The organism is Klebsiella aerogenes KCTC 2190 (genome assembly GCF_000215745.1).
Classification (GTDB): Bacteria; Pseudomonadota; Gammaproteobacteria; order Enterobacterales; family Enterobacteriaceae; genus Klebsiella; species Klebsiella aerogenes.
In genome coordinates this window covers 3,071,387-3,094,139 of sequence record NC_015663.1, presented here as the reverse complement: position 1 = coordinate 3,094,139, position 22,753 = coordinate 3,071,387, and the positions used below count along the sequence as shown (strand labels likewise).

Here is a 22,753-nt window from a genome sequence, read left to right as displayed (position 1 = left end):
TAGCGCGGATCGCTAGCGCCACCAATGGGCGATTTGCCATGCCAGACGGGCCGCCGCGCGGGCGCCCTGTCCGTCGATGTCAAATTGCGGATTAAACTCGACCAAATCCACCGCCTGTAGCTTACCGCTGCGGCACAACGGCTCAACGATCCGCAGCAGGGTCGCCAGCGGCACGCCCAGCGCCGCCGGCGCGGAAACCGCCGGCATTTCGCGCGCCGGCAGCACGTCGAGATCGATAGTCAGATACAGACGGTCGAATTGCGCGATATTGCGCTCAAGCTCCGGCAACACGCGTGTTTCGAAGGCTGCCAGCACCTCCAGATCCTCAACGATAGCCACCTGGCGGCGCGCCGCTTCATCCCATAGCGCCTGGGTGTTCGCCGCCCGGCTAACCCCGATGCAGGTATAGTGAAAACCTCGCTGCTGCGCTTCACACTCCAGCGCCAACTGGCGGAACGGCGTCCCGGAACTGGCGCATTCGGCAAAGCGTAAATCCAGATGTGCATCGAGATTAATAATGCCCACTTTTTCGCCCGGGAAGGCGTCCAGTACCCCAGCGCCGTGGCCGAAGGCCGTCTCGTGACCGCCGCCCAGCACCAGCGTGCGTTTGCCGGCGCGTTGACAGGCGGCCACCGCCTCGCGCAGCGCCTGGTGCGCGGCTTCTAACTGTTCGCCATCGACGCTAATCGTGCCCATATCCACGCAGCGGTCATGGCCCTGATGACTGGCCATATTGGCTAAGGCCCGGCGTAACGTTTCCGGGCCATCTCCGGCGCCGGTGCGCCCTTTATTACGCCGTACGCCTTCGTCGCAGGCGAAGCCGAGCAGCGCGATATCGCCAGGCATCTCCTGCGGCGCGAAGCGTTCCGCGCGGGCGATGGTCTGGAACAGGCGCAGCGCATTGGGCGCCTCCGCGCTATCATCACGCCCCTGCCAAAGGTTCGCGGGGGTAGCTTGCCACAGCATCATTGCAGTTCTCCTCGTACCACGCGCCCCCAGAGCGGCGCGCGCCCCGGCTCATACACCATCTCGACCGGATGCTCGGCATCCCAGATAGCGAAGTTTGCGACAAAGCCCGCCGCCAGCTGACCATGGCTCTCCTGTCGCCCCAGCGCCCGCGCGGCATGGCGAGTCACCCCGGCCCAGGCCTCTTCCGGCGTTAAACCAAACTTGACGCAGGCCATGTTCATCGCCAGATGCAGGCTAGCGAAGGGGCTGGTGCCCGGGTTGAAATCGGTCGCCACCGCCATCGGCACCTGGTACTTGCGCAGCAGTTCCACCGGCGGTTTGCGGGTTTCATTGAGGAAGTAGAACGCGCCGGGGAGCAGGGCTGCCACGGTGCCGCTTTCGCGCATCGCAGCCACACCCTCTTCCGTCAGATACTCGATATGGTCGGCGGAAAGCCCATGATAGCGGCTCACCAGTTGTGCGCCGCCCAGTGACGAGAGCTGCTCAACGTGGCCTTTTACCGGAATGCCCAGCGCCTGCGCGGCCTGAAATACGCGCTCGGTTTGCTGTGGACTGAAGCCGACGTTTTCACAGAAGACGTCAACGCTTTCAAACAGCCCCTCTTGCCACAGCGTCGGCAGTATGGTCTCGCAGACCAGCGAGATATAGCCATCGGCGTCGCCATGATATTCCGGCGGCGTGGCGTGGGCGGAGAGCAGCGTCGCCGACAGTTCCACGCCATTGTCGTCAGCCAGTTGTCGGGCGACCCGCAGCATTTTACGTTCGTTTTGCAGATCGAGACCGTAGCCTGATTTAATCTCCAGTGTTGTCACCCCTTCACGCAGAAGGCGCTCCAGACGCGGCTGCGCCAGCGCCAGTAGTTCAGCTTCGCTGCTTTCGCGCGTGGCGCGCACGGTGGAGTTAATGCCGCCGCCGTTGGCGCTGATGGTTTGATACGACACGCCGTTCAGCCGCTGCTCCCACTCCTGCGCCCGGCTGCCGCCAAAAATCAGGTGCGTGTGGCAGTCAATGAGACCCGGCGTCAGCAGCCGGCCTTCGAGGTCGATACGACGCCCCGCCGGGGCGTCAGCGTCGTCGACGATCGCCTCGATACGGCCGTTACGCACCAGCAGCGCATGGCGCTCCAGCAGGCCGTATGGTTGAGAAGAATCAGGATTCAAAGTGGCGAGACGCGCGTTTCGCCAGATAACGAGTTCAGAGGTGGCTTCAGTCATAGCATTCAACTTGTCATGGGTTGTATAGACATTTATTTTCATAACGCCGGTAATGTCAATAAAAGCGCGGGTAAATGTTATTTTTTTGTGACTAAAGACGTTCCATCAGCGCTTCGCGTTGCGTAAAGAAGTGAAGTTTTTGAACTGGCATCTTCCCGTTTCGTTCAAGTTAGTATAAAACAGCAGGTTTTAAAGGACTTATACCCTGTCACGCACAAAGGGTATGTAACTTTGCATATTATCGCCCGGAGCAACATGAACACATATTCCGTTTCCCGTCTGGCGCTGGCGCTGGCCTTCGGCGTGACGCTGTCCGCCTGTAGCTCGACGCCTGCCGATCAAAAGCCCTCAACGCAGACTGCACCGGGCAATACCGCACGGCCGATTCTTAGCGCCGATGAAGCGAAAAACTTCACTCAAGCGGCCTATTTTCAGTCGCTGACGCCGAATGCCGCCGCGTGGACGCCATCCGCTATCAGCCTGCCGGCGCAGCCTGATTTCATCGTCGGCCCGGCGGGTGCTCAGGGCGTGACCCACACGACTATTCAGGCCGCGGTCGATGCGGCGATTGCCCGTCACTCTGCCCGTCGCCTGTTCATCGCCGTTATGCCAGGCGAATATGCGGGCACTGTCTACGTGCCTGCCGCGCCGGGCGCGCTGACGATTTATGGTACCGGTGAAAACCCTGCCGACGTCAAAATCAGCGAAGCGATTGATTCCGAAATGGACCGCAATAGCTGGCGTCATCTGGTCAATCCGGGCGGCAAATACATGCCAGGCAAGCCCGCGTGGTATATGTTCGACAGCTGCCAGAGCAAATCCGCCGCCACTGTCGGCGTGATGTGTTCCGCGGTCTTCTGGTCGCAGAATAATGGCCTGCAGCTGCAGAACCTGACCATCGCCAACAATCTCGGCGACAGCGTCGATGCCGGTACCCATCAGGCAGTGGCCTTGCGCAGCGATGGCGACCAGGTGCAGATCAACAAGGTCAACATTCTTGGCCGCCAGAACACCTTCTTTGTGACCAATAGCGGCGTGCAGAACCGTCTGCAGGATAACCGTCAGACCCGCACGCTGGTGACCAATAGCTATATTGAAGGCGATGTGGATATCGTTTCCGGTCGCGGCGCGGTGGTATTCGATAATACCGATTTCCGCGTCGTGAACTCGCGTACGCAGAAAGAAGCCTACGTTTTCGCCCCGGCAACGCTGAAAAGCGTAACCTACGGCTTCCTGGCGACCAATAGCCGCTTCACCGCTTCCGGCGATAACGTCGCGCAGCTGGGCCGCGCGCTGGACGTCGACGGCAACAGCAATGGCCAGGTGGTGATTCGCGATAGCGTCATCAATGAAGGCTTTAACATTGCTCAACCGTGGGCGGCGGCGGTCGGTTCTAATCGCGCCTTCAGCGGTAATGTTGGCGCGCAGGATGACAAAGGCAACCCGCAGCGTAACCTTAACGACAACGGCTTCAACCGCATGTGGGAATATAACAACCGCGGCGTAGGCAGTTTTGTGGTTGCCGCTCCGAAACAGTAATATTATCGGCCCGCGCTCTCCCCGAGCGCGGGCTTTTCTTATCCGCGTGTACTCCTGCCACAACGCTAATTAATAATTTTCGCCAACGGCGAATAAATCCTCCCGCTCGCGCGTTTACTCTTCAGTACCGGCAACGCGATGCCTTATCGCGTCTCTCACTCACCTGGAGGCCACCATGAACGCACGAATTTCTCCCATCAGGCGCTTAGTCGTTCCGGCGCTGCTATTTTTGTTATATACCCCGGCGGCGTTGGCCATGGGCGATAACAGCCCGAGCAAACAAACCCCGGATTGCCCGAGCGGTCAGGCCTACGACAGCGTGAGCCAAAAATGCGTCCCGCAGAAAACCAGTAGCCTTAGCGATGAGGATAAAACCAATTATGCCTGGCATCTGGCGAAAAAAGGCGAATATCAGGCCGCACTTAACCTGCTGGATACGCTGCACAACGCCAATACGCCTGAGGCGTGGAACTATCGCGGCTACGCCACCCGTAAGCTCGGCAGAACCGATGAAGGAATTGGCTATTATCAGCGGGCGCTGGCGCTGAAACCGGACTACGCGAAAGCCCGCGAATACCTTGGCGAGGCGTGGATGGTCAAAGGACTCCCCGATTTGGCCAAACAGCAGCTGGCGGCCATCGCCGGCATTTGCGGCCAAAGCTGCGAAGAGTACCGCGATCTTCAGTCGGCAATAAACGGACATCCGGAATCCTGATAGTCGTGATTCGCCAGAATCAATAAGGATAAGAACATCGCTAACCGTATCGTTGATAGCCAACTTGCCGCCCATCTTTCTCGCCTGTGGCGCTACGGCCTCGTACTCTCGCACAACCGCGACGTCGCCGAGGAGCTGGTGCAGGCCACCTGCCTTCGCGCGCTCGAAAAGAGCGCGCAGTTTACCCCCGGCACCCGCATCGACAGGTGGCTATTCGCCATTTTGCACTCAATCTGGATTTCAGAGCTGCGCGCCCGCCAGGTTCGCCTCGGCCAGGGGTTTGTCGAGTGTGAGGAGCTGGCCGCCCCCGAGCCGGGCGAACAGGACGATACGCGGTGGCGCTATCGGCAACTTATGCTGCGGGTTAATCAACTGCCCGAGGCGCAGCGTAATGCCGTCTTTTTGGTGTATGTCGAGGGGTTTAGTTATCAGGAAGCCGCCGAGACGCTATCGGTACCTATTGGCACCATTATGAGTCGGCTGGCCGCCGCGCGGGAAACACTGGCCAAAACGCCGGCGATTTCGCCCCCGGCGCAGGAGAAACGCTCATGAACCCTATTCGCTTTTCCCCACCCTGGCAGGACGAGGCCATTGTCGCCTGGCTTGATGGCGAAATGTGCGCGGAGGACGCCCGCCGTTTTAGCGAAACCTTTGCCCGCGACCCGCAGCTCGCCAGCCGCACCGCCAGGTTAATGAATAATCATCAGCCTTATCAACATGCTTTCGCCGCCCTGATTGATGAAGCGCCCGTGGCGCGGATGCAGGCGAAACTGGCGCCCTACCTCACCGGGCCGAAAAGTAAAGCGCAAAATCAGGCGCGCTTCAGCCGTCGCGCGCTGATTGCCGCCTCATTGGGCCTGTTGGTTATCGGTAGCGCAGCAAGTTATTTCTGGCGGCCTGAGCCGCAGGAAGACGATGACGAGAATATTCGCCGTCTTGAAGCCCAGTACATGTCGCTATATAGCGCGGAAACCGTGGCCGATGTTGATAATTCACCCGCGATGCTCGACCGTGGCCTGCGTCGTTCGGCGCAGGATACAGGACTGTTGCTAGAACGACGCCAGCTCGCCTTGCCTGAGGCGGAGCTGAAAATGGTCCGTATGCTGCGCTACGAAAGTACCTCGATCACGCAAATCCTCTGGCTGCATACCGGTTACGGCCCGGTCGCGCTTTGTATTTCACCCGCCGCCCGGCAATCCGCCTCACCGCCGCAAAATGAGCAGCGTCAGGGCATGAACCTGCGCTGGTGGCGCCACGGCGGCTACCAGTTTGCGCTGATCGGCCGTATGCCGGCGCCCGTGCTCAACGATGCGGCGCACACCCTGCGGCAAGCGATAGTTTAAGCCTTCGCCTGCGGCACCCACACCAGTTTGTTAACCGCAAAACCGAGCTCAGCGGCCAGGGCAAGGTACTGCTGTCGAATGTGGGACGGAATATCCGGGGTGCGCGAAAGCAGCCATAAATAGTCGCGGTTTGGACCGCTCACCAGCGCGTATTGATAATCCTCGTCGAGCGCGATCACGTTATATCCGCCATAGAAGGGGCCGAAGAAAGAGACTTTCAGCGCTGCCGTGGTGGAAGCGCCGGTGAAATAGGCTTTGCCCTCGCTCTCGCGCCAGCGTTTGTTGCGCGGGTCAAATCCTCGGTTGAGTACGCGAATGCCGCCGTCGTCACGCATACTGTAGGTAGCCGTCACCTGCTCCAGACCTCGTTCAAAACGGTTTTCCAGACGCGCGACTTCATACCAGCGCCCCAGATAACGGCTGGCGTCAAAATGGTTTATCGGTTTTACCCCGCGAGGCGGCGTTGGGGTTTTACAGGCGACCAACGCCAGCGATACCGCTACCCCGGTCAAAATTGGCCATAGTTTCATCGCATTCCCTTCTTTTTCACTTTCTCGGCAGACAAGTATAACCCTGCGCGAAGCGCATTCTGCGTTTTTCGGAGAGATTTACCGCCTTACTTGTACAAGAGTGCAAAAATAAAAACCACAAAAAATCAAAGACATAAACAAAATCACATTAACACATCGCTAATGTGTACAAATTATTTCGCAGAAATTTGTACAACTTTCCTCTGAGCGTCTATAGTTGACGGGTAGCTCGATTTTACGCGCGCGCTCGGGTCAGCACTCTGCGCCAACGCCGCGGTTATTTTGAGGTGGTTCCTGTTTTACCGTTGCCTGTCCGCAATGTTTTGGCGTAAACGATGTGCAAATCGTTTACGCCAGCGGCTTTTATTTATCGCGTGGGAGATTCAGGCTTATGCATATCAAAAATACGATCCCTGTGCAGTTTATAGCTAACTGCGCATTGCTGAAAAACATAGAAAATAGCTTATTACAGGAAAATAAAACCGTTGACGATCTTCAATTAATTAGTGAGATTAATCAACGGTTACAAATAGAAAGTAATGAAATACTTGCTGATATCTATTTACAGGCGCTGGATATTCTGCGCTGTGGTATTCGTCATTAATTCGTCCATCCGCTTCGTGGAGACCAAAATGTTCAGTAAACACACGCACATTTGTTCCGAACGCTATGACCTGTGGATTGACAACCACTTTCTGATGAGTGGTATCAGCCTTATTCTGCGCACGCTGCCAGAAAGTTGCTTTCGCAAAAAGCATGTTTTCTTTACCAGCGATAGCTATTTCTCGGTGTTGCAACACAAATACAATCGTCGGGAAACGATTTTTATTTTATTAACCGAAGGCAACGATCTTAATTTCCTTAGCGAACTGCCAATGTTACGCATTCCCGCCAGATCGACCCCTGCTGAATTAAAAACATTTCTCAATCAACCGACCCGTTATTATAAATCGCATACTTCTCCTGGCGAACTGATACAGTTTACCGAGCGAGAAAAGAAGGTCATTCAGCTCATCAGTAATGGCGAAGCCATTGCCAGCATTGGTCGCTCGCTAAACTTGCATATTAAGACAATTTATCAAATCCGTTTGAATCTGATAAAAAAACTGGGCTGCAGCGGCAGGACCGATTTCTTTAATATCAGCCGTAGCGAAACATTTAAGTCCTGGAGTCAAATCCATCTGTGAGCACGCGCGACGTAAGCAAACAGCAACCTGCCTCACTTGCAAGGCAGGTTTTTTTATTCGTTACCGTGGAAGTGAATACTAAAGCCCTGTTCCTGCCAGTGGCCCAGCAGCTCCAGTTGCAGCGGCGAGGCGGGGCGCCCGGTCCAGACGAAAATATGTTGTCCAGGAAACAGCTCCGGGCGGGGAGATTCTAACGGTTCCGCCAGCACGTTAACATGCCAACCGCGTTGCGAAAGACGCCAGGCTTCCAGCCATAGGCCGGTGCGGTCTTCATTCCCCCACCCCACCAGCAGCGTCTCCTTGCCATTTTTTTTACGCGATTCCGCTAAAAACAGCGCCACGCAATCAATCAATATGCCATCCAACATGCTGCTGATGACCATTGAAGTGTTTTGATCGAGCTTCAGCCGCTGGCGCACCGGCGCGAACAGGCTATCAAGCAGGGTGTCGACGGGATGCTGATGGCTTAATGCGGTGATTTTGGCGCGGATTTTTGCCGGCTGCATATAGCGCAGGATACTCATCATCTCTTCCTGCAACTGTGCGGATTCGTCACGGGCGGCAGGTAGCTGGCCTTCCAGCAGCGCTTTAACCTTGCCCACTGAAACGCCACGTTCTATCCAGCGCTTAATTTCTTCGATTCGCTGAATATCTTCTTCATCAAACTGACGGTGCCCGCCTTCGCTACGCTGCGGTTTCAGCAAACCGTAACGCCGCTGCCAGGCTCGAAGGGTGACCGGATTGATTCCGCAACGCTCGGCTACTTCACCGATACTGTAAAAAGCCATAAGCCGCCTTATCTCAACCTGATACTTTAGCGCCTAAACTAACGAATTTAGGCATACTGTACAACTCTCTTTTCTTGTACAGATAAAGATATCAGGTTGCAGCTCACAGCGTGCGGGAAAAAGGATGAAAGTATGTTTACGCTATCCCAGGAGGGATCATATTTTCCCCGGCCAGGCGATAGCCGGCAGACCACCCAGTCGCGGGCTGGCAAACAGATTTCCCTGGAAATGAGAAATACCCGCCGCCTCCAGCCACATCCACTCCTCCGCCTGCTCAACGCCAACCACCGATACGGCAATTTCCAGCGAGTGGCAGCATTTAATAATCGCCTGCACGATAGCCTGACGCGGCCCGTCACGATGGATGTTGCGGATCAGCTGTTGGTCAATTTTAATTCGATCCGGTTGATATTGCGCCAGCAGCGATAGCCCGGCAAAACCGGCGCCAAAGTGATCGATAGCGACGCGTATTCCCGCCCCCTTCAATTTGCGTACGGCATCGGTAAACTCATCCATTCGCGAAATCACTTCACGCTCGGTGAATTCAACAATAATTTGTTCCGGAATCAAATCGTTGCGCTGAATTTCCGTTAGCAGGAATGGCACCGCATCCGCCACTTTCACCAGCGTCATCGGCAGTAGATTGATGGTCAGCGTACGTTCACGCAGGCCTAACTTACCGGCAATGGCCAGCGCAACCCGTTTACTTTGCAGATCCGCGACGTAAATCTCATCGCCTGACAAACCGGCAAAATAGGCTGCGGGCGGTTCTCCGTCAACGGTACGCAGCAGCGCTTCCCAGGAGATTATTTCGCAGGCAAAGGGGTCAACCACCGGCTGAAAAGCAAAACAGCATGATTCAGCGCCGTCGATACAGGGTACGGCCGGATAAAACGAGCTCTCATCAGCAGTAAAATCCCAGCTATCAGCTGACGGAATTTCATAATAGTTCTCTTTTTCCGTCGCTTCGACAAAGGTACGGAAAAAATGCAGCGCCCGGTCGTCGTAAGTCAGCTGATATTTTGTCGTCCCCTTATCCAGCACGTTCTGTAGTACCGCGTCGCGATCGTGTTCCCTTAAATCAAACAGCTCCATGCCGACCTTACCAAAGCGGCGAGCCGGCGCGTAATCGCACAGAAGCTCCACCAGATTGTAATGACGCGGGTCGGCGCAAATATGTCGATAGATTTGCTGTACGTTTTCTTCCGGTCCTTCAATGAGTTGGAAAAAATGCGTACCGTTAAAAAGTAAAATACCGGTGACATCCGCCTGACCATTTCTCTCGTTAGCCGCAGCAACCATCGACTCGAGCGATTTGAATGAGACATCGTCGCAGATATGGCTGCGATAAATGATGGTGGTGAGCATAGCGGTTCCAGATGAGAGGTATAAGCATTCACAGTAGCAGTTACTGTTCGATACGTCTTGCGAAACAAGTATTTATATTAACAAAATTTGAACACACAACGCCGCCAGGCCGCACAATCTTGTACAATCCGTCACGCTTAAAACCCTCATTGCAATTTTACACAAAATAAAAAAACAACAAATTTATCAATAATTTTCAATCAAATATACTCCAGACACGATTTATTGCGCAATACGCTATGTACAAGTTACAAATTATTGTATAAGTTTACTCACAGTTAACAGATGAGTGAAATTAAAGGAGCGCATATGCAGCAGAATGGTTACATTCCAGATACAGCGAACGCGATAGCCCAGTATTTCAACAAAGCATCGTTACCTTCTCAGCAGGAGACGCTGGGCGAAATCGTGATGGACATTCTCACCGAAGGGCGGCATTTAAACCGCAAAGCGCTTTGCACCAAGTTACTGAGCCGTCTTGACGTCGCACGAGCCCCGGAAGAAGAAAATCATTATCAAACGTTGATTGGCCTGCTGTTTGAGCGTCAGGAGTAAACGCTGACTGTCGGCCTGCACCTGACCGGGCCTACAGGAACAACCTGGCATGCAGAGGGACGATGATGAAAAGCAGTCAATCAGATCGGGTTAGCGATGAGATTATTGGCGAGGCAGTTTTATCTCTTCTTAAAACAAACCGGCCAATTAATATTCCGACGCTGCTAGTCAAACTTCGGTTAATGCAGGCAGCGGAAACGAACCGCCAGCGAAGGAATGCAATTATTGCCGTTATCGATGAAATTAGCGTCAGACTCACGACGCGCGGTAATCACGCGCCGGTCATTAAAAAGATTAACGGCCAGTGGGAAAACAGAGCCGTTGTTGTGGATAGTAACGTCGAACCGACGGGCAAAAAAATACACTGATCCCCGAACAAGTTTACTAAACAAGTGAGAATATGATGAGACAGACTATGCATCAGCAATCAGATATTTACGCAGGACTGCAGGATACAGCGCTCTCAGAATATTTCCGCAGCGCCGGAGATAAATTAGTCGATGAATCTGCGGTAATGTCGCTGGCAATCGACAGTATCCTCAGCTCAGATGGACATCTGAGCAATAAGGCGCTTATTTTATGGTTGATCAATGCGCTGGAAACCACCGATAACGTGGTTACCGCGGATGTGATTCGCAAGACGCTGGAAATTGTCGTCGGCTATACGATGGATGATATTTAAAGCTGTCAGTCCGAATAAAAAAACCTCGCCGGCGCGAGGTTTTTTTCTATCAATAGCAAATTAATGCGCGTTAACCACTACCCACATAGGGCCCTGACCAACAGCATAACGCCCTTTCTCTTTTAACAGCCCCTGCTCGCCGGCAATTTCATAAACCGCGATATGATGCGATTTCTGCCCCGCGGCAATCAGATACTTACCGCTGTGATCGAGATTAAAGCCGCGCGGCTGCGCTTCGGTCGGCTGGTAGCTTTCAATAGACAGTACGCTACCGTCTTCAGAAACGCTAAAGATGGTGATAATGCTGGCGGTACGATCGCAGGCATAAAGATGACGGCCATCCGGCGTAATATGGATATCCGCAGCCCAACGCACGCCGGTAAAATCTGGCGGCATCATATCCAGCGTCTGTACGCACTCAATTTTCCCGTGCGGATCTTTAAGCTCCCACACGTCAACGGAGCTGTTCAGCTCGTTCACACAGTAGCCATACTGCTGGTTCGGATGGAACACCATATGCCGCGGACCGGCGCCTTCCACGGTAGTAACTTCCGCCGGCTCCTGCGCGGCCAGATAGCCGTCATCGCTCAGATTAAACAGGCAAATACGATCCTGCTTCAGCGCCGGTACCCATAGCGTGCGGTTGTCCGGTGAAATATTGGCCGAGTGGCAGCCCTCCAGCCCCTCGACGACGGTGACCGTTTCGCCCGGCAGGCCGTCAATCAATGGCGTCACGCTCACGCAGCCCTGATTGTAGGATGCGCTGAAAACAAAACGGCCCTGATGGTCGGTGGAGATATGCGTCGGGCTCCCCGGCAGCGCGGCTTCGCCGGCGAAAGTCAGCGCGCCATTATCTGGCGCAATGCGGTAAGCCAGGACGCGAAACTCCGGACGCACGCCGACATAGAGATACTCTTTGTTCGGGCTTACCACCATCGGCTGCACCTGGCCCGGGGCATCAACAACCTGAACCAATGTCAGATTTCCCTCAGCATTGAGGCTCCAGACGTGAATCTGATGGCTCTCCGGGCTGGCGGTATATACGGTTTGTTTCATGACTACTCCTTTCCTCACTGCTCGTGAAACTGCTCGTGGACATCGTTATACATTTCATCCGGCGCGCGGCGCAACGATGAATGGTATAGACGCTTTTAACGGTAGATGCTGAAAAATTTGCCCCTGAGACGAAGCCGTGTACCATCATGGCAGACCCTTTTTCACCATTTACCGGAACCAACACATGACCTCACGCGTGATCGCCCTCGATTTAGACGGCACCCTACTGACCTCGAAAAAAACGATTCTTCCGGCGTCGCTCGATGCGCTGGCTCGCGCCCGGGAGGCTGGATATCAGGTGATCGTTGTAACCGGCCGACATCACGTCGCTATCCATCCTTTTTATCAGGCACTGGCTCTCGATACACCTGCAATTTGTTGTAATGGTACCTATTTGTATGATTATCATGCAAAAAAGGTTCTCGAAGCCGATCCGATGCCGGTGGATAAGGCCCTCAGCCTCACCAGCCTGCTCGCCGAACACGATATTCACGGTCTGATGTACGTCGATGACGCCATGCTTTATGAACGTCCGACCGGCCATGTGATCCGCACCACTAACTGGGCGCAGTCGCTGCCGGTTGAACAGCGCCCGGTTTTCACCCAGGTGGATTCTCTGGCGCAGGCGGCGCGTGAAGTACAAGCGGTATGGAAATTCGCCCTCACCGATGAAAATATCCCGAAACTGCAGGCCTTCGCGCAGACCGTCGGCCAGAATCTGGGCCTGGAATGCGAATGGTCGTGGCACGATCAGGTTGATATCGCCCGCGCCGGCAACAGCAAAGGCAAACGCCTGGCGCAGTGGGTCGCCGCGCAAGGATTATCCATGCAGGACGTCATCGCTTTTGGCGATAACTACAACGACCTCAGCATGCTGGAAGCCGCCGGGACCGGCGTGGCGATGGGTAACGCGGTTGAGGAAGTCAAAGCACGGGCCAACGTGGTGATCGGCGAAAACGAAACAACCAGCATCGCCGACTTTATCAATCGTAACCTGCTGTAATCAGGCCGCGATCGATACGCTCTTAATTTGCGCATACAGCCACTGACCTGGGGTGATGCCCAGGTCATCCCGCGCCCATGGGCTAATTCGCGCCCATAGCGTTTTGCCGCTGACCGTAAGCTGTACCTCGATCTGGCCGTTGGTTTCCACGCAGCCAACGACCTGCGCGCGCAGGATATTACGGATACTGGTCTGTCGCGGGTGCTCCAGCACCAGCGACACATCCGACGCCTGAATACGAATACGCGCCGCTTCGCCCGGCTCCCGCGCCAGCTGATTAACCCATAGTTGCTGATCGCCCAGCGCCAGCGCAGTCATTGCATATTGCGGATGCTGCGCGATCACCGAGACGTTAAGAATCGTGCTCTGCTGCTCCTGCGGCAGCCACGGATGCATCACGCTGCTGCTCCACACCGTTTCGAGATCGCCAAACGCCTTCACTTTTCCCGCTTCCAGCACCAGCACGTTATCGGCCAGGTGCTGAATTTCATCCAGCGAGTGGCTGACATACAGCATCGGGATATGGATCTCGCGCGCCAGCCGCTGTAAATAGGGGAGTAATTCGCGCTTGCGCGGAATATCCAGCGAGGCCAGCGGCTCATCCAGCAGCAGCAATTCCGGCGCGGTCAACAGGGCGCGGCCAATCGCCACCCGCTGTTTTTCCCCGCCGGACAAACTACCGGGCAGCCGTTCGAGCAGGTGCTCAATGCCCAATAACGCCACCAGCTTGTCAAATTGCGCGGCCATGCTTTTGGCCATCCCATATTTCAGGTTGCCGCGCACTTTATAGTGCGGAAACAGCCGCGCGTCCTGAAACACATAACCGATACGCCGCTTCTCCGGCGCCAGGCAGATGCGCTGTCGCGCGTCATTGAGCACCCGGCCATTGAGCACAATTCGCCCCTGCTGCGGCTGCGTCAGCCCGCTGATCGCATTAATCAGCGAGGTTTTGCCCGCGCCCGAGACGCCGAAAATAGCGGTAATGCCGCTGGCGGGCAGGGTTTCATGCACTTCGAGGCAGTGGTTGCCCAACGTCTGGCTAAAATCGAGCTCCAGCATAGTTATTTTCCCATCCGCTTACGGCTAAGGCGCGCCAGCCATTCAGACACCAGCAGCGATACCAGCGCCAGGACAATAGAGATGATGCATAACCGCGCGGCGGCGCCTTCGCTGCCGGGCGTTTGAATCAGGGTATACATCGCGGAAGGAATGGTGCGCGTTTCGCCAGGAATGTTTGAGACAAAGGTGATCGTCGCGCCAAACTCTCCCAGCGAACGGGCGAAAGCCAGCACCGTACCGACAATAATGCCCGGCAGGGTCAACGGCAGCGTGATGGTGAAAAATACCCGCCAGCGATTAGCCCCGAGGGTGCGCGCCGCCTGTTCAAGCTTCACGTCCACCCCTTCAAGCGCGAGGCGTATCGCCCGCACCATCAGCGGAAATGACATCACCGCCGCCGCCAGCACCGCCCCCCGCCAGCTGAAGGCGAAGGTCAGACCAAACCAGTCGTATAACCAACTACCGATAAAGCCGCGCCGCCCCATGGAAATCAGCAACAGATAGCCAACCACCACCGGCGGCAGCACCAGCGGTAAATGTATAATGCTATCGAGTAACGCTTTGCCGGGAAAATGGCGGCGCACCAGCAGCCAGGCGAAAAAGATCCCAAAAGGTAAGCTGCAAACCACCGCCAGGGATGAAACTTTCAGGCTCAGCAGTACCGCCTGCCATTCGGGATCGCTTAAAATCATTGCTGTGTGGTGAATCCGTAACGTTTAAAGATAGCCGAGGCTTCCGGGCCTTTGAGGTAGTCATAAAACGCGGTTACGGTAGCATTTTTATGCCCATCAACGATAGCCAGCGGATACTCGACTTTTTTGTGCGAATCCTCCGGGAAGGTGCCCACCACTTTGACCCCCTTGCTGGCGACGGCATCAGAGCCGTAGACGATGCCCAGCGGCGCTTCGTTGCGCTCCACCAGCGCCAGCGCGCCGCGCACGTCTTCTGCCGGCGCGAGCTTCGGCGACAGCGTCTCCCAGGCCCCCAGTTTCTGCAGCGCTTCTTTCGCGTAGATCCCCGCCGGTACGTGATCCGGATCGCCGACCGCCAGACGCCCGCCTTGCAGCAGGCTGGCCCAGTCGGTTTTATCATTAATGGTGATATCGCTGCGATCGCTGGCTTTCGGCGCGACCACCACCAGGCTATTACCCAGCAGCGTGGTGCGGGTTGCCGTATCGATTGATTTTTTGTCTACGGCATAGTCCATCCATTTCTGGTCCGCAGAAATAAACAGATCGGCGGGGGCGCCGGCTTCAATCTGCCGCGCCAGCGTGGAGGAAGAAGCAAAGGAAGAGACCACTTCAACGCGGTGCTCTTTTTTATAGGCTTGCGCAATATCCTGCATAGCGTTGGTTAACGACGCCGCGGCAAAGACGGTAACTTTGCCGTCCTGCGCCAGCGCATGACCAGAAACGCAGAGCGTTAAAGCCGCTCCGGTCAGAAAACGCGACCATTGACCTGCCATTGGAAACTCCTGTGTGTTCGTTATGTAGCGAATAATATAACGACTATGCTCAGGATTTCCCAGCGCGATTTAGGGATAATCAGGATAGGTACAAAAGAAAACGCCCGGCGAGCCGGGCGTTGGGGAATCAGTGATTTTGCTGGCTGCTGTCTTTATGACCGACGCCGGAGAAAATGTTGAACACTTCGCCGAGACCGTAAATCAGACCGAGGATGACCGCCATCACCACAGGTACCATGACGACAGCAAATACCAGACTTTTCAACAGCTCTAACATGGTTGGCTCCAGATAGTACGAATACTTCATTGTAACCATTTCAGCCGGAAAAACACGCCCCATTTGTGCGGTGCCTCGCCGCCGCCGCGGCAGATGCCTGTTGCAAGATGGGCGCTATCGTTCACAATATGCTTTTTACGTCAGGAATTGATTATGCAGGCCGAAATCCTACTTACGCTTAAGCTTCAGCAGCGCCTGTTCGCCGATCCCCGCCGGATCGCCTTACTCAAGCAGATTGACCTGACCGGTTCTATTAGCCAGGGGGCGAAGAATGCCGGTATCAGCTATAAAAGCGCATGGGATGCGATCAACGAAATGAACCAGCTTAGCGAACAGTCGCTGGTCGACCGCGCCACCGGCGGTAAAGGCGGCGGCGGCGCGGTGCTGACCCGCTATGGACAGCGGTTGATTCAGTTATACGATCTGTTGGCGCAGATTCAACAAAAAGCCTTCGACGTACTAAGCGACGATGACGCCCTGCCCCTCGACAGCTTGCTGGCGGCGATTTCCCGCTTCTCGTTACAAACCAGCGCCCGCAACCAGTGGTTCGGCACCATCACCGGTCGCGACCACCAGCAGGTACAGCAACATGTCGACGTGCTGCTGGCGGACGGCCAGACCCGTTTTAAAGTCGCCATTACCGCTCAAAGCGCCGACCGCCTCGGGCTCACTGAAGGCCAGGAAGTGCTGGTGTTGCTGAAAGCGCCGTGGGTCGGCATCACGCTTGACCACGCCGTGGCGCAGCAGGCGGACAACCAGCTTACCGGGCGCATCAGCCACATTGAACGCGGGCCGGATCGGTGCGAAGTCATCATGGCGTTGCCGGATGGGCAAAACCTGTGCGCCACGCTGTCAACGGCGCAAACCGACGGTTTGCAGGAAGGCGCGCAGGCGATCGCTTACTTCAATGCCGATCGCATCATTCTGGCAACCTTATGCTAATGGCATTGACTTTATTGCCGTGAAGACGTATCCCTGAAGCACAACGCTGCAAAAAGTGGGATACACAATGTCATCATTGCAAATTTCGCAAGGTACGTTTCGCCTTAGCGATATAAAAACCTTACATATCGATCGCCTCACGCTACGCGCTGGCGAAAGCTGGGCTTTCGTCGGCAGTAACGGTAGCGGTAAATCGGCGCTGGCCAGAGCGCTGGCCGGTGAACTGACTCTGTTAAACGGGCAGCGCGAAAGCGCATTTCAGCGTATCACTCGCCTCTCCTTCGAACAGCTGCAGAAACTGGTCAGCGACGAGTGGCAACGTAACAACACCGATATGCTCAGTCCCGGCGAAGAAGATACCGGTCGCACCACCGCGGAAATCATCGAAGATGAAAGACGCGACCCGGAACGCTGTACCCGGCTGGCGGAGCAGTTTGGTATTAGCCACCTGCTGACGCGGCGCTTTAAATATCTGTCGACGGGCGAAACCCGCAAAACGCTCCTCTGCCAGGCGCTGATGAGCGACCCAGACCTGCTGATTCTCGACGAGCCGTTTGATGGCCTGGACGTCGCTTCGCGCCAACAGTTGGCCGACCTGCTGGCCAGCCTGCATCAGGCAGGCATCACCCTGGTACTGGTACTCAACCGCTTCGATGAGATCCCGGAATTCATTGAATATGCCGGGGTGCTGGCGGATTGCACGCTGAGCGAAACCGGCGAGAAACAGGCGTTATTACAACAGGCGCTGGTTGCCCAACTGGCGCATAGCGAAAAACTTGCCGGTATGACGCTACCAGAACCGGATGCCCCCGCCGCCCGGCACGACTTAGCGGCGAACGCTCCGCTTATCGTCCTTAACGACGGCACGGTGTCGTATAACGATAAAGCGATCATTAACCAGCTAAGCTGGACGGTGAACCCCGGCGAACACTGGCAGATTGTCGGCCCCAACGGCGCGGGCAAATCCACATTGCTGAGCCTGATCACCGGCGACCATCCACAGGGTTACAGCAACGACCTGACGCTATTCGGCCGCCGTCGCGGTAGCGGTGAGACTATTTGGGATATCAAAAAACATATTGGCTATGTCAGCAGCAGCCTGCATCTGGAATACCGCGTCAGCACTAACGTGCGTAACGTGATCCTTTCCGGCTACTTTGATTCGATAGGCATTTATCAGGCGGTCTCTGATAAGCAGCACAAGCTGGTCCAGCGCTGGCTGGATATTCTCGGCATTGATAAACGCACCGCCGACGCGCCGTTCCATAGTCTGTCGTGGGGGCAGCAGCGGTTGGCGCTGATCGTTCGCGCGCTGGTCAAACACCCGACCCTGCTGATACTCGATGAACCGTTACAGGGACTGGATCCGCTGAATCGTCAACTGGTACGTCGTTTTGTTGATGTTTTAATTGGCGAAGGGGCCACGCAGCTGCTGTTTGTATCGCATCATGCCGAAGATGCCCCTGACTGCATTACCCACCGTCTGGAGTTCATTCGCAGTGGAGACGGTTACACTTACCGCCTCGGTCCGCTGGCAGAATAGCGCTATACAGGGGTCTGCGGATCCCTGTATTTTTTCAGAGAAATAACCAATAATCACCACAATTATCTGTTTTATAAAGAATTAACTAAAATCAGTCTTAATATCACATCAAGTGTAAACGATTCCACCATTTTGGCCTGTGTCACACTTTTCCCTTCTTTGGTATGCTATCTTCTTCTCACACGATAAGCCTATTGGAGCGAATCATGAAAGTACTGGTCACAGGTGGTAGCGGTTACATTGGAAGTCATACTTGCGTACAGCTGCTGCTGCAGGGACATGATGTGATTATTCTCGACAATCTCTGCAACAGTAAACGCAGCGTATTGCCGGTCATTGAACGTCTCGGCGGCAAGAAAGCCACCTTTGTCGAAGGCGATATTCGTAATGAAGCGCTGATGACGGAAATTCTGCACGATCACGCTATCGAAGCCGTGATCCATTTTGCCGGCCTGAAAGCCGTCGGCGAGTCCGTCGCCAAGCCGCTGGAATATTACGACAATAACGTCACCGGTACACTTAAATTAGTTTCCGCTATGCGCGCAGCCGGCGTTAAAAACTTTATTTTCAGCTCCTCCGCGACCGTCTACGGCGACCAGCCGAAGATCCCTTATGTTGAAAGCTTCCCGACCGGTACCCCGCAAAGCCCCTACGGTAAAAGCAAACTGATGGTTGAGCAGATCCTCGCCGACCTGCAGAAAGCCCAGCCAGACTGGAGCATCGCGCTGCTGCGCTACTTCAACCCGGTCGGCGCGCATCCATCAGGCGATATGGGCGAAGATCCGCAGGGCATTCCAAACAACCTGATGCCGTATATCGCGCAGGTTGCCGTTGGCCGTCGCGAATCACTGGCGGTATTCGGTAACGACTATCCGACCGAAGACGGCACCGGCGTGCGCGACTACATCCACGTGATGGACCTCGCCGACGGTCACGTCGCCGCCATGGAAAAACTGGCGAACAAAGCTGGCGTACATATCTACAACCTCGGCGCAGGCGTCGGCAGCAGCGTGCTGGACGTGGTCAACGCCTTCAGCAAAGCCTGCGGTAAACCGATTAATTATCACTTCGCGCCGCGCCGCGATGGCGATCTCCCGGCCTACTGGGCTGATGCCGCCAAAGCCGACCGCGAGCTGAACTGGCGCGTGACGCGCAACCTTGACGAAATGGCGCAGGACACCTGGCACTGGCAGTCCCGTCATCCGCAGGGTTATCCGGACTAATAGCCTAAAGGTAAGGCTCTAAGGAAATACCATGACGCAATTTAACCCCGTCGACCATCCGCACCGTCGTTATAACCCGTTAACCGGGCAGTGGATTCTGGTTTCACCGCATCGCGCCAAGCGCCCCTGGCAAGGGGCGCAGGAGACGCCGGCAAAACAAACGTTGCCCGCGCACGATGCGGATTGTTTCTTGTGCCCGGGCAATACCCGCGTCACCGGCGACACTAACCCGAATTACACCGGCACCTACGTGTTTACCAACGACTTTGCCGCATTGATGACCGATACGCCGGACGCTCCGGAGAGCGACGATCCGCTGATGCGCTGCCAAAGCGCCCGCGGCACCAGTCGGGTTATCTGCTTCTCGCCAGACCACAGCAAAACGCTGCCGGAACTGAGCATTGAAGCACTGGAAGGCGTGGTTAAAACGTGGCAAGAGCAGACCGCGGACCTTGGGAAAAGTTATCCCTGGGTCCAGGTCTTCGAAAATAAAGGCGCGGCGATGGGCTGCTCCAACCCGCATCCTCACGGCCAGGTATGGGCCAACAGTTTCCTGCCCAATGAGGCGGAACGTGAAGACCGTCTGCAAAAGAAATATTTCGCTGAGCAGGGTTCACCGATGCTGGTGGATTATGTGCAACGCGAACTGGCCGACGGCAGCCGTACCGTTGTAGAAACCGAACACTGGCTGGCCGTGGTCCCGTATTGGGCGGCCTGGCCATTTGAGACGCTGCTGCTGCCAAAAACGCACATCCAGCGTCTGACCGATTTAACCGCAGCCCAGCGCCACGACCTGGCGCTGGCGCTGAAAAAGCTGACCAGCCGTTACGACAACCTGTTCCAGACCTCCTTCCCCTACTCCATGGGCTGGCACGGCGCGCCGTTTAATAATGAAGATAATCAACACTGGCAGCTGCACGCTCACTTTTACCCGCCGCTGTTGCGCTCCGCCACGGTGCGCAAATTTATGGTCGGCTACGAAATGCTAGCCGAAACCCAGCGCGATCTCACGGCGGAGCAAGCCGCCGAAAAGTTACGTGCCGTTAGCGATATCCATTTTCGTGAATCAGGAGTTGAATAATGAGTCTGAAAGAGAACACCCAGGCGCTGTTTGCTGAACAGTTTGGCTACCCTGCCAGTCACGTCATTCAGGCGCCGGGCCGCGTCAACCTGATTGGCGAACATACCGATTACAACGATGGTTTCGTGCTGCCGTGCGCCATTGACTATCAAACCGTTGTCAGCTGCGCGCCGCGTTCCGACCGTATCGTGCGGGTCATTGCCGCCGATTATGACAACCAGCGCGACGAGTTTTCCCTCGATGCGCCTATCGTTAGCCACGATACCCAACAGTGGTCAAACTACGTACGCGGCGTGGTCAAACACCTGCAGAAGCGCAATAACCACTTCGGCGGCGCCGATCTGGTCATCAGCGGCAACGTACCGCAGGGCGCGGGTTTAAGCTCCTCGGCTTCGCTGGAAGTCGCCGTCGGCACCGTGTTCCAGCAGCTATATCATCTGCCGCTCGACGGCGCGCAAATCGCCCTTAACGGCCAGGAAGCGGAAAACCAGTTCGTCGGCTGTAATTGCGGCATTATGGACCAGCTTATTTCGGCGCTGGGTAAAAAAGATCATGCGCTGCTGATTGACTGCCGCACCCTTGGCACCAAAGCGGTGTCAATGCCGAAAGGCGTCGCGGTGGTGATTATCAACAGCAACTTTAAACGCACGCTGGTCGGCAGCGAATACAACACCCGCCGCGAACAGTGTGAAACCGGCGCGCGTTTCTTCCAGCAGCCCGCTCTGCGTGACGTTGAGCTTGCGCAATTTAATGCCGTGGCCCACGAGCTGGACCCGATTGTGGCAAAACGCGTGCGCCATGTGTTAACCGAAAACGCCCGTACCGTCGAAGCGGCGAGCGCGCTGGCAAACGGCGACCTGCAGCGCATGGGCCAACTGATGGCAGAGTCTCACGCCTCCATGCGCGATGATTTTGAAATCACCGTACCGCAAATTGATACGCTGGTTGAGATTGTCAAAGCGGTTATCGGCGACCAGGGCGGCGTGCGTATGACCGGCGGCGGCTTTGGCGGCTGCATCGTTGCCCTGATACCGGAAGCACTGGTTGAAAAAGTACAGCAGGCGGTAGCCGCTCAGTATGAAGCGAAAACCGGCATTAAAGAGACGTTTTACGTCTGCAAACCATCCCAGGGAGCCGGCCAATGCTAACGCCAACTCGCGAACTCGCGCCCGACGGACAGCCGTGGAACGTGATAACGCTGCGTAATGACGCCGGGATGAGCGTAACGGTGATGGACTGGGGCGCGACGCTACTTTCCGCGCAAGTGCCTCTTGCCGATGGCAGCCTGCGCGAAGCGTTGCTTGGCTGCGCCACGCCGCAGCAATATCGCCAGCAGGCGGCATTTCTGGGCGCATCCGTCGGCCGCTACGCTAACCGTATCGCCAACAGCCGCTTCACGCTCGATGGCGAAGTTGTGAACTTAACCCCGTCGAACGAGGCCGGCCACCAGCTCCACGGCGGGCCGGACGGCTTCGACAAACGTCGCTGGCAAATTGTCAGCCACGACGACAGCCAGGTGCTGTTTGCGCTCGACTCCGCCGATGGCGATCAGGGCTTCCCGGGTCATCTTCAGGCAACCGCGCGCTATCGCCTGACTGACGATAATCGTATCGCCATTGAGTACCGCGCCACCGTTGATAAGCCCTGCCCGGTCAATATGACTAACCATGTCTATTTTAACCTCGACGGCGCGCAGGGCGACGTGCGCCACCACCGCCTGCAGATCCTGGCCGACCAGTATCTGCCGGTGGAGAGCGACGGTATTCCGTATGGCGATTTGCGCGACGTGGAGTACACCAGCTTTGATTTCCGCGCGCCGAAGGTGCTTGCTGGAGAGTTTCTTGCCGATGCTGACCAGCAAAAAGTGAAAGGTTACGATCACGCCTTTCTGCTGCAGGCCAAAGGCGACGCCCGCCAGCCGGCGGCGCATGTCTGGTCGCAGGATGAAAAGCTACAGCTGACGGTGTACACCTCGGCCCCGGCGCTGCAGTTTTATTCCGGTAACTATCTCGGCGGCACGCCATCGCGCGGCAGTCAACCTTACGGCGACTGGCAAGGGCTGGCGCTGGAAAGCGAGTTCCTGCCGGACTCCCCCAATCATCCGCATTGGCCGCAGCCAGATTGCGTATTACGGCCCGGCGCCGAATACGTTAGTCTGACGGAATATCAGTTTATCGCCGGATAACGCCATAGCCCTCCCTGCGGAGGGTTTTT

At 55.9% G+C, this 22,753-nt stretch carries 26 protein-coding genes; 16 read left to right on the top strand and 10 right to left on the bottom strand.

Annotated features, from left to right (window positions below; translation table 11 throughout):
* Positions 1 to 12: 12 nt before the first annotated feature.
* Together hutG and hutI are read right to left on the bottom strand one after the other, a co-directional pair.
* The gene (gene hutG / locus EAE_RS14685) at positions 13 to 969 is read right to left on the bottom strand and encodes a formimidoylglutamase (RefSeq protein ID WP_015704790.1); all 957 of its coding nucleotides are present in this window, start codon (positions 967 to 969) and stop codon (positions 13 to 15) included.
* Positions 966 to 2,225 carry an imidazolonepropionase gene (gene hutI, locus EAE_RS14680; RefSeq protein ID WP_020079324.1) on the bottom strand — a complete coding sequence of 420 codons (1,260 nt, stop codon included), beginning with the start codon at positions 2,223 to 2,225 and terminating at the stop codon, positions 966 to 968. The genes hutG and hutI overlap by 4 nt, the downstream gene beginning before the upstream one ends.
* 213 nt (positions 2,226 to 2,438) lie before the next feature.
* On the opposite strand from hutI, the gene EAE_RS14675 reads away from it, so the two are divergent.
* From EAE_RS14675 to EAE_RS14660, 4 genes are all read left to right on the top strand, one after another.
* The gene (locus tag EAE_RS14675) at positions 2,439 to 3,722 is read left to right on the top strand and encodes a putative acyl-CoA thioester hydrolase (protein ID WP_015704788.1); all 1,284 of its coding nucleotides are present in this window, start codon (positions 2,439 to 2,441) and stop codon (positions 3,720 to 3,722) included.
* 175 nt (positions 3,723 to 3,897) lie between these two features.
* Positions 3,898 to 4,437, top strand: coding sequence for a tetratricopeptide repeat protein (locus EAE_RS14670; RefSeq protein ID WP_015704787.1), 540 nt, complete (start codon positions 3,898 to 3,900; stop codon positions 4,435 to 4,437).
* Positions 4,438 to 4,455: 18 nt separating this feature from the next.
* Positions 4,456 to 4,989 (top strand): RNA polymerase sigma factor, encoded by a 534-nt coding sequence (locus EAE_RS14665; protein ID WP_047075772.1) that lies wholly within the window; start codon positions 4,456 to 4,458, stop codon positions 4,987 to 4,989.
* Positions 4,986 to 5,780 carry an anti-sigma factor family protein gene (locus EAE_RS14660; protein WP_015704786.1) on the top strand — a complete coding sequence of 265 codons (795 nt, stop codon included), beginning with the start codon at positions 4,986 to 4,988 and terminating at the stop codon, positions 5,778 to 5,780. The genes EAE_RS14665 and EAE_RS14660 overlap by 4 nt, the downstream gene beginning before the upstream one ends.
* Here EAE_RS14660 and blc read toward each other — a convergent pair.
* Positions 5,777 to 6,310 carry an outer membrane lipoprotein Blc gene (blc, locus tag EAE_RS14655; protein WP_015704785.1) on the bottom strand — a complete coding sequence of 178 codons (534 nt, stop codon included), beginning with the start codon at positions 6,308 to 6,310 and terminating at the stop codon, positions 5,777 to 5,779. The two genes, EAE_RS14660 and blc, sit on opposite strands and share 4 nt — an antisense overlap.
* A 391-nt stretch (positions 6,311 to 6,701) precedes the next feature.
* Between blc and EAE_RS14650 the strand changes: the two genes are divergently transcribed.
* Both EAE_RS14650 and EAE_RS14645 read left to right on the top strand, forming a co-directional pair.
* Positions 6,702 to 6,914: a hypothetical protein gene (locus EAE_RS14650; RefSeq protein ID WP_015367633.1), complete on the top strand. Its 213-nt coding sequence runs from the start codon at positions 6,702 to 6,704 to the stop codon at positions 6,912 to 6,914.
* A 28-nt stretch (positions 6,915 to 6,942) separates the two neighbouring features.
* A complete protein-coding gene (locus EAE_RS14645; RefSeq protein ID WP_015367634.1) occupies positions 6,943 to 7,497 on the top strand; it encodes a helix-turn-helix transcriptional regulator in 555 nt (184 codons plus the stop codon).
* Between the two features lie 53 nt (positions 7,498 to 7,550).
* Here the strand turns inward: EAE_RS14645 and EAE_RS14640 are convergent, their stop codons facing one another.
* Both EAE_RS14640 and EAE_RS14635 read right to left on the bottom strand, forming a co-directional pair.
* Complete coding sequence (locus EAE_RS14640) at positions 7,551 to 8,285, bottom strand: MerR family transcriptional regulator (RefSeq protein ID WP_015704784.1); 735 nt, start codon at positions 8,283 to 8,285, stop codon at positions 7,551 to 7,553.
* A gap of 156 nt (positions 8,286 to 8,441) precedes the next feature.
* Positions 8,442 to 9,653, bottom strand: a complete 1,212-nt coding sequence (locus EAE_RS14635; protein WP_015704783.1) for a diguanylate phosphodiesterase — start codon at positions 9,651 to 9,653, stop codon at positions 8,442 to 8,444.
* 309 nt (positions 9,654 to 9,962) lie between these two features.
* Between EAE_RS14635 and ycgZ the strand changes: the two genes are divergently transcribed.
* From ycgZ to EAE_RS14620, 3 genes are all read left to right on the top strand, one after another.
* Positions 9,963 to 10,208 (top strand): regulatory protein YcgZ, encoded by a 246-nt coding sequence (ycgZ, locus tag EAE_RS14630; protein ID WP_015367637.1) that lies wholly within the window; start codon positions 9,963 to 9,965, stop codon positions 10,206 to 10,208.
* A 65-nt stretch (positions 10,209 to 10,273) separates the two neighbouring features.
* Positions 10,274 to 10,576 (top strand): hypothetical protein, encoded by a 303-nt coding sequence (locus EAE_RS14625; protein WP_026612370.1) that lies wholly within the window; start codon positions 10,274 to 10,276, stop codon positions 10,574 to 10,576.
* Positions 10,577 to 10,623: 47 nt separating this feature from the next.
* Complete coding sequence (locus EAE_RS14620; RefSeq protein ID WP_015367639.1) at positions 10,624 to 10,890, top strand: biofilm development regulator YmgB/AriR family protein; 267 nt, start codon at positions 10,624 to 10,626, stop codon at positions 10,888 to 10,890.
* 60 nt (positions 10,891 to 10,950) lie between these two features.
* On the opposite strand, the gene pgl is transcribed toward EAE_RS14620, so the two are convergent.
* On the bottom strand, positions 10,951 to 11,946 hold the full coding sequence (pgl, locus tag EAE_RS14615; RefSeq protein WP_015704782.1) for a 6-phosphogluconolactonase: 996 nt from the start codon (positions 11,944 to 11,946) through the stop codon (positions 10,951 to 10,953).
* A gap of 184 nt (positions 11,947 to 12,130) precedes the next feature.
* Between pgl and EAE_RS14610 the strand changes: the two genes are divergently transcribed.
* Entirely contained in the window at positions 12,131 to 12,949 is an 819-nt protein-coding gene (locus EAE_RS14610) for a pyridoxal phosphatase (protein ID WP_015704781.1), read from the top strand.
* Here EAE_RS14610 and modC read toward each other — a convergent pair whose 3' ends face one another.
* From modC to EAE_RS14590, 4 genes are all read right to left on the bottom strand, one after another.
* Entirely contained in the window at positions 12,950 to 14,008 is a 1,059-nt protein-coding gene (gene modC, locus EAE_RS14605; RefSeq protein ID WP_015704780.1) for a molybdenum ABC transporter ATP-binding protein ModC, read from the bottom strand.
* 2 nt (positions 14,009 to 14,010) lie between these two features.
* The gene (gene modB / locus EAE_RS14600; RefSeq protein ID WP_015367643.1) at positions 14,011 to 14,700 is read right to left on the bottom strand and encodes a molybdate ABC transporter permease subunit; all 690 of its coding nucleotides are present in this window, start codon (positions 14,698 to 14,700) and stop codon (positions 14,011 to 14,013) included.
* Positions 14,697 to 15,473, bottom strand: coding sequence for a molybdate ABC transporter substrate-binding protein (gene modA, locus EAE_RS14595; protein ID WP_015704779.1), 777 nt, complete (start codon positions 15,471 to 15,473; stop codon positions 14,697 to 14,699). Before modA ends, modB begins: the two co-directional genes overlap by 4 nt.
* 127 nt (positions 15,474 to 15,600) lie before the next feature.
* On the bottom strand, positions 15,601 to 15,750 hold the full coding sequence (locus EAE_RS14590; protein ID WP_015367645.1) for an AcrZ family multidrug efflux pump-associated protein: 150 nt from the start codon (positions 15,748 to 15,750) through the stop codon (positions 15,601 to 15,603).
* A gap of 153 nt (positions 15,751 to 15,903) precedes the next feature.
* Here EAE_RS14590 and modE point away from each other — a divergent pair, with 153 nt between their 5' ends.
* The 6 genes from modE (at position 15,904) to galM (ending at position 22,724) form a co-directional block, all read left to right on the top strand.
* Positions 15,904 to 16,692, top strand: coding sequence for a molybdenum-dependent transcriptional regulator (gene modE / locus EAE_RS14585; protein ID WP_015704777.1), 789 nt, complete (start codon positions 15,904 to 15,906; stop codon positions 16,690 to 16,692).
* A 67-nt stretch (positions 16,693 to 16,759) separates the two neighbouring features.
* Positions 16,760 to 18,235, top strand: coding sequence for a molybdate ABC transporter ATP-binding protein ModF (modF, locus tag EAE_RS14580; protein ID WP_015704776.1), 1,476 nt, complete (start codon positions 16,760 to 16,762; stop codon positions 18,233 to 18,235).
* A gap of 206 nt (positions 18,236 to 18,441) precedes the next feature.
* Entirely contained in the window at positions 18,442 to 19,458 is a 1,017-nt protein-coding gene (gene galE / locus EAE_RS14575) for a UDP-glucose 4-epimerase GalE (RefSeq protein WP_015367648.1), read from the top strand.
* A 31-nt stretch (positions 19,459 to 19,489) separates the two neighbouring features.
* Positions 19,490 to 20,539, top strand: a complete 1,050-nt coding sequence (gene galT / locus EAE_RS14570; RefSeq protein ID WP_015367649.1) for a galactose-1-phosphate uridylyltransferase — start codon at positions 19,490 to 19,492, stop codon at positions 20,537 to 20,539.
* Complete coding sequence (galK, locus tag EAE_RS14565; protein WP_015367650.1) at positions 20,539 to 21,687, top strand: galactokinase; 1,149 nt, start codon at positions 20,539 to 20,541, stop codon at positions 21,685 to 21,687. The genes galT and galK overlap by 1 nt, the downstream gene beginning before the upstream one ends.
* Positions 21,681 to 22,724, top strand: a complete 1,044-nt coding sequence (galM, locus tag EAE_RS14560) for a galactose-1-epimerase (RefSeq protein WP_015704775.1) — start codon at positions 21,681 to 21,683, stop codon at positions 22,722 to 22,724. The genes galK and galM overlap by 7 nt, the downstream gene beginning before the upstream one ends.
* Positions 22,725 to 22,753 lie beyond the last annotated feature (29 nt).

Excerpts from the sequence above, each read along its gene's own strand:
- hutG (WP_015704790.1), bottom strand. The coding sequence starts at position 969 with ATGATGCTGTGGCAAGCTACCCCCGCGAACCTTTGGCAGGGGCGTGAT.
- hutI (WP_020079324.1), bottom strand. The coding sequence starts at position 2,225 with ATGAAAATAAATGTCTATACAACCCATGACAAGTTGAATGCTATGACT.
- EAE_RS14675 (WP_015704788.1), top strand. The coding sequence starts at position 2,439 with ATGAACACATATTCCGTTTCCCGTCTGGCGCTGGCGCTGGCCTTCGGC.
- EAE_RS14670 (WP_015704787.1), top strand. The coding sequence starts at position 3,898 with ATGAACGCACGAATTTCTCCCATCAGGCGCTTAGTCGTTCCGGCGCTG.
- EAE_RS14660 (WP_015704786.1), top strand. The coding sequence starts at position 4,986 with ATGAACCCTATTCGCTTTTCCCCACCCTGGCAGGACGAGGCCATTGTC.
- blc (WP_015704785.1), bottom strand. The coding sequence starts at position 6,310 with ATGAAACTATGGCCAATTTTGACCGGGGTAGCGGTATCGCTGGCGTTG.
- EAE_RS14650 (WP_015367633.1), top strand. The coding sequence starts at position 6,702 with ATGCATATCAAAAATACGATCCCTGTGCAGTTTATAGCTAACTGCGCA.
- EAE_RS14645 (WP_015367634.1), top strand. The coding sequence starts at position 6,943 with ATGTTCAGTAAACACACGCACATTTGTTCCGAACGCTATGACCTGTGG.
- EAE_RS14640 (WP_015704784.1), bottom strand. The coding sequence starts at position 8,285 with ATGGCTTTTTACAGTATCGGTGAAGTAGCCGAGCGTTGCGGAATCAAT.
- EAE_RS14635 (WP_015704783.1), bottom strand. The coding sequence starts at position 9,653 with ATGCTCACCACCATCATTTATCGCAGCCATATCTGCGACGATGTCTCA.
- ycgZ (WP_015367637.1), top strand. The coding sequence starts at position 9,963 with ATGCAGCAGAATGGTTACATTCCAGATACAGCGAACGCGATAGCCCAG.
- EAE_RS14625 (WP_026612370.1), top strand. The coding sequence starts at position 10,274 with ATGAAAAGCAGTCAATCAGATCGGGTTAGCGATGAGATTATTGGCGAG.
- EAE_RS14620 (WP_015367639.1), top strand. The coding sequence starts at position 10,624 with ATGCATCAGCAATCAGATATTTACGCAGGACTGCAGGATACAGCGCTC.
- pgl (WP_015704782.1), bottom strand. The coding sequence starts at position 11,946 with ATGAAACAAACCGTATATACCGCCAGCCCGGAGAGCCATCAGATTCAC.
- EAE_RS14610 (WP_015704781.1), top strand. The coding sequence starts at position 12,131 with ATGACCTCACGCGTGATCGCCCTCGATTTAGACGGCACCCTACTGACC.
- modC (WP_015704780.1), bottom strand. The coding sequence starts at position 14,008 with ATGCTGGAGCTCGATTTTAGCCAGACGTTGGGCAACCACTGCCTCGAA.
- modB (WP_015367643.1), bottom strand. The coding sequence starts at position 14,700 with ATGATTTTAAGCGATCCCGAATGGCAGGCGGTACTGCTGAGCCTGAAA.
- modA (WP_015704779.1), bottom strand. The coding sequence starts at position 15,473 with ATGGCAGGTCAATGGTCGCGTTTTCTGACCGGAGCGGCTTTAACGCTC.
- EAE_RS14590 (WP_015367645.1), bottom strand. The coding sequence starts at position 15,750 with ATGTTAGAGCTGTTGAAAAGTCTGGTATTTGCTGTCGTCATGGTACCT.
- modE (WP_015704777.1), top strand. The coding sequence starts at position 15,904 with ATGCAGGCCGAAATCCTACTTACGCTTAAGCTTCAGCAGCGCCTGTTC.
- modF (WP_015704776.1), top strand. The coding sequence starts at position 16,760 with ATGTCATCATTGCAAATTTCGCAAGGTACGTTTCGCCTTAGCGATATA.
- galE (WP_015367648.1), top strand. The coding sequence starts at position 18,442 with ATGAAAGTACTGGTCACAGGTGGTAGCGGTTACATTGGAAGTCATACT.
- galT (WP_015367649.1), top strand. The coding sequence starts at position 19,490 with ATGACGCAATTTAACCCCGTCGACCATCCGCACCGTCGTTATAACCCG.
- galK (WP_015367650.1), top strand. The coding sequence starts at position 20,539 with ATGAGTCTGAAAGAGAACACCCAGGCGCTGTTTGCTGAACAGTTTGGC.
- galM (WP_015704775.1), top strand. The coding sequence starts at position 21,681 with ATGCTAACGCCAACTCGCGAACTCGCGCCCGACGGACAGCCGTGGAAC.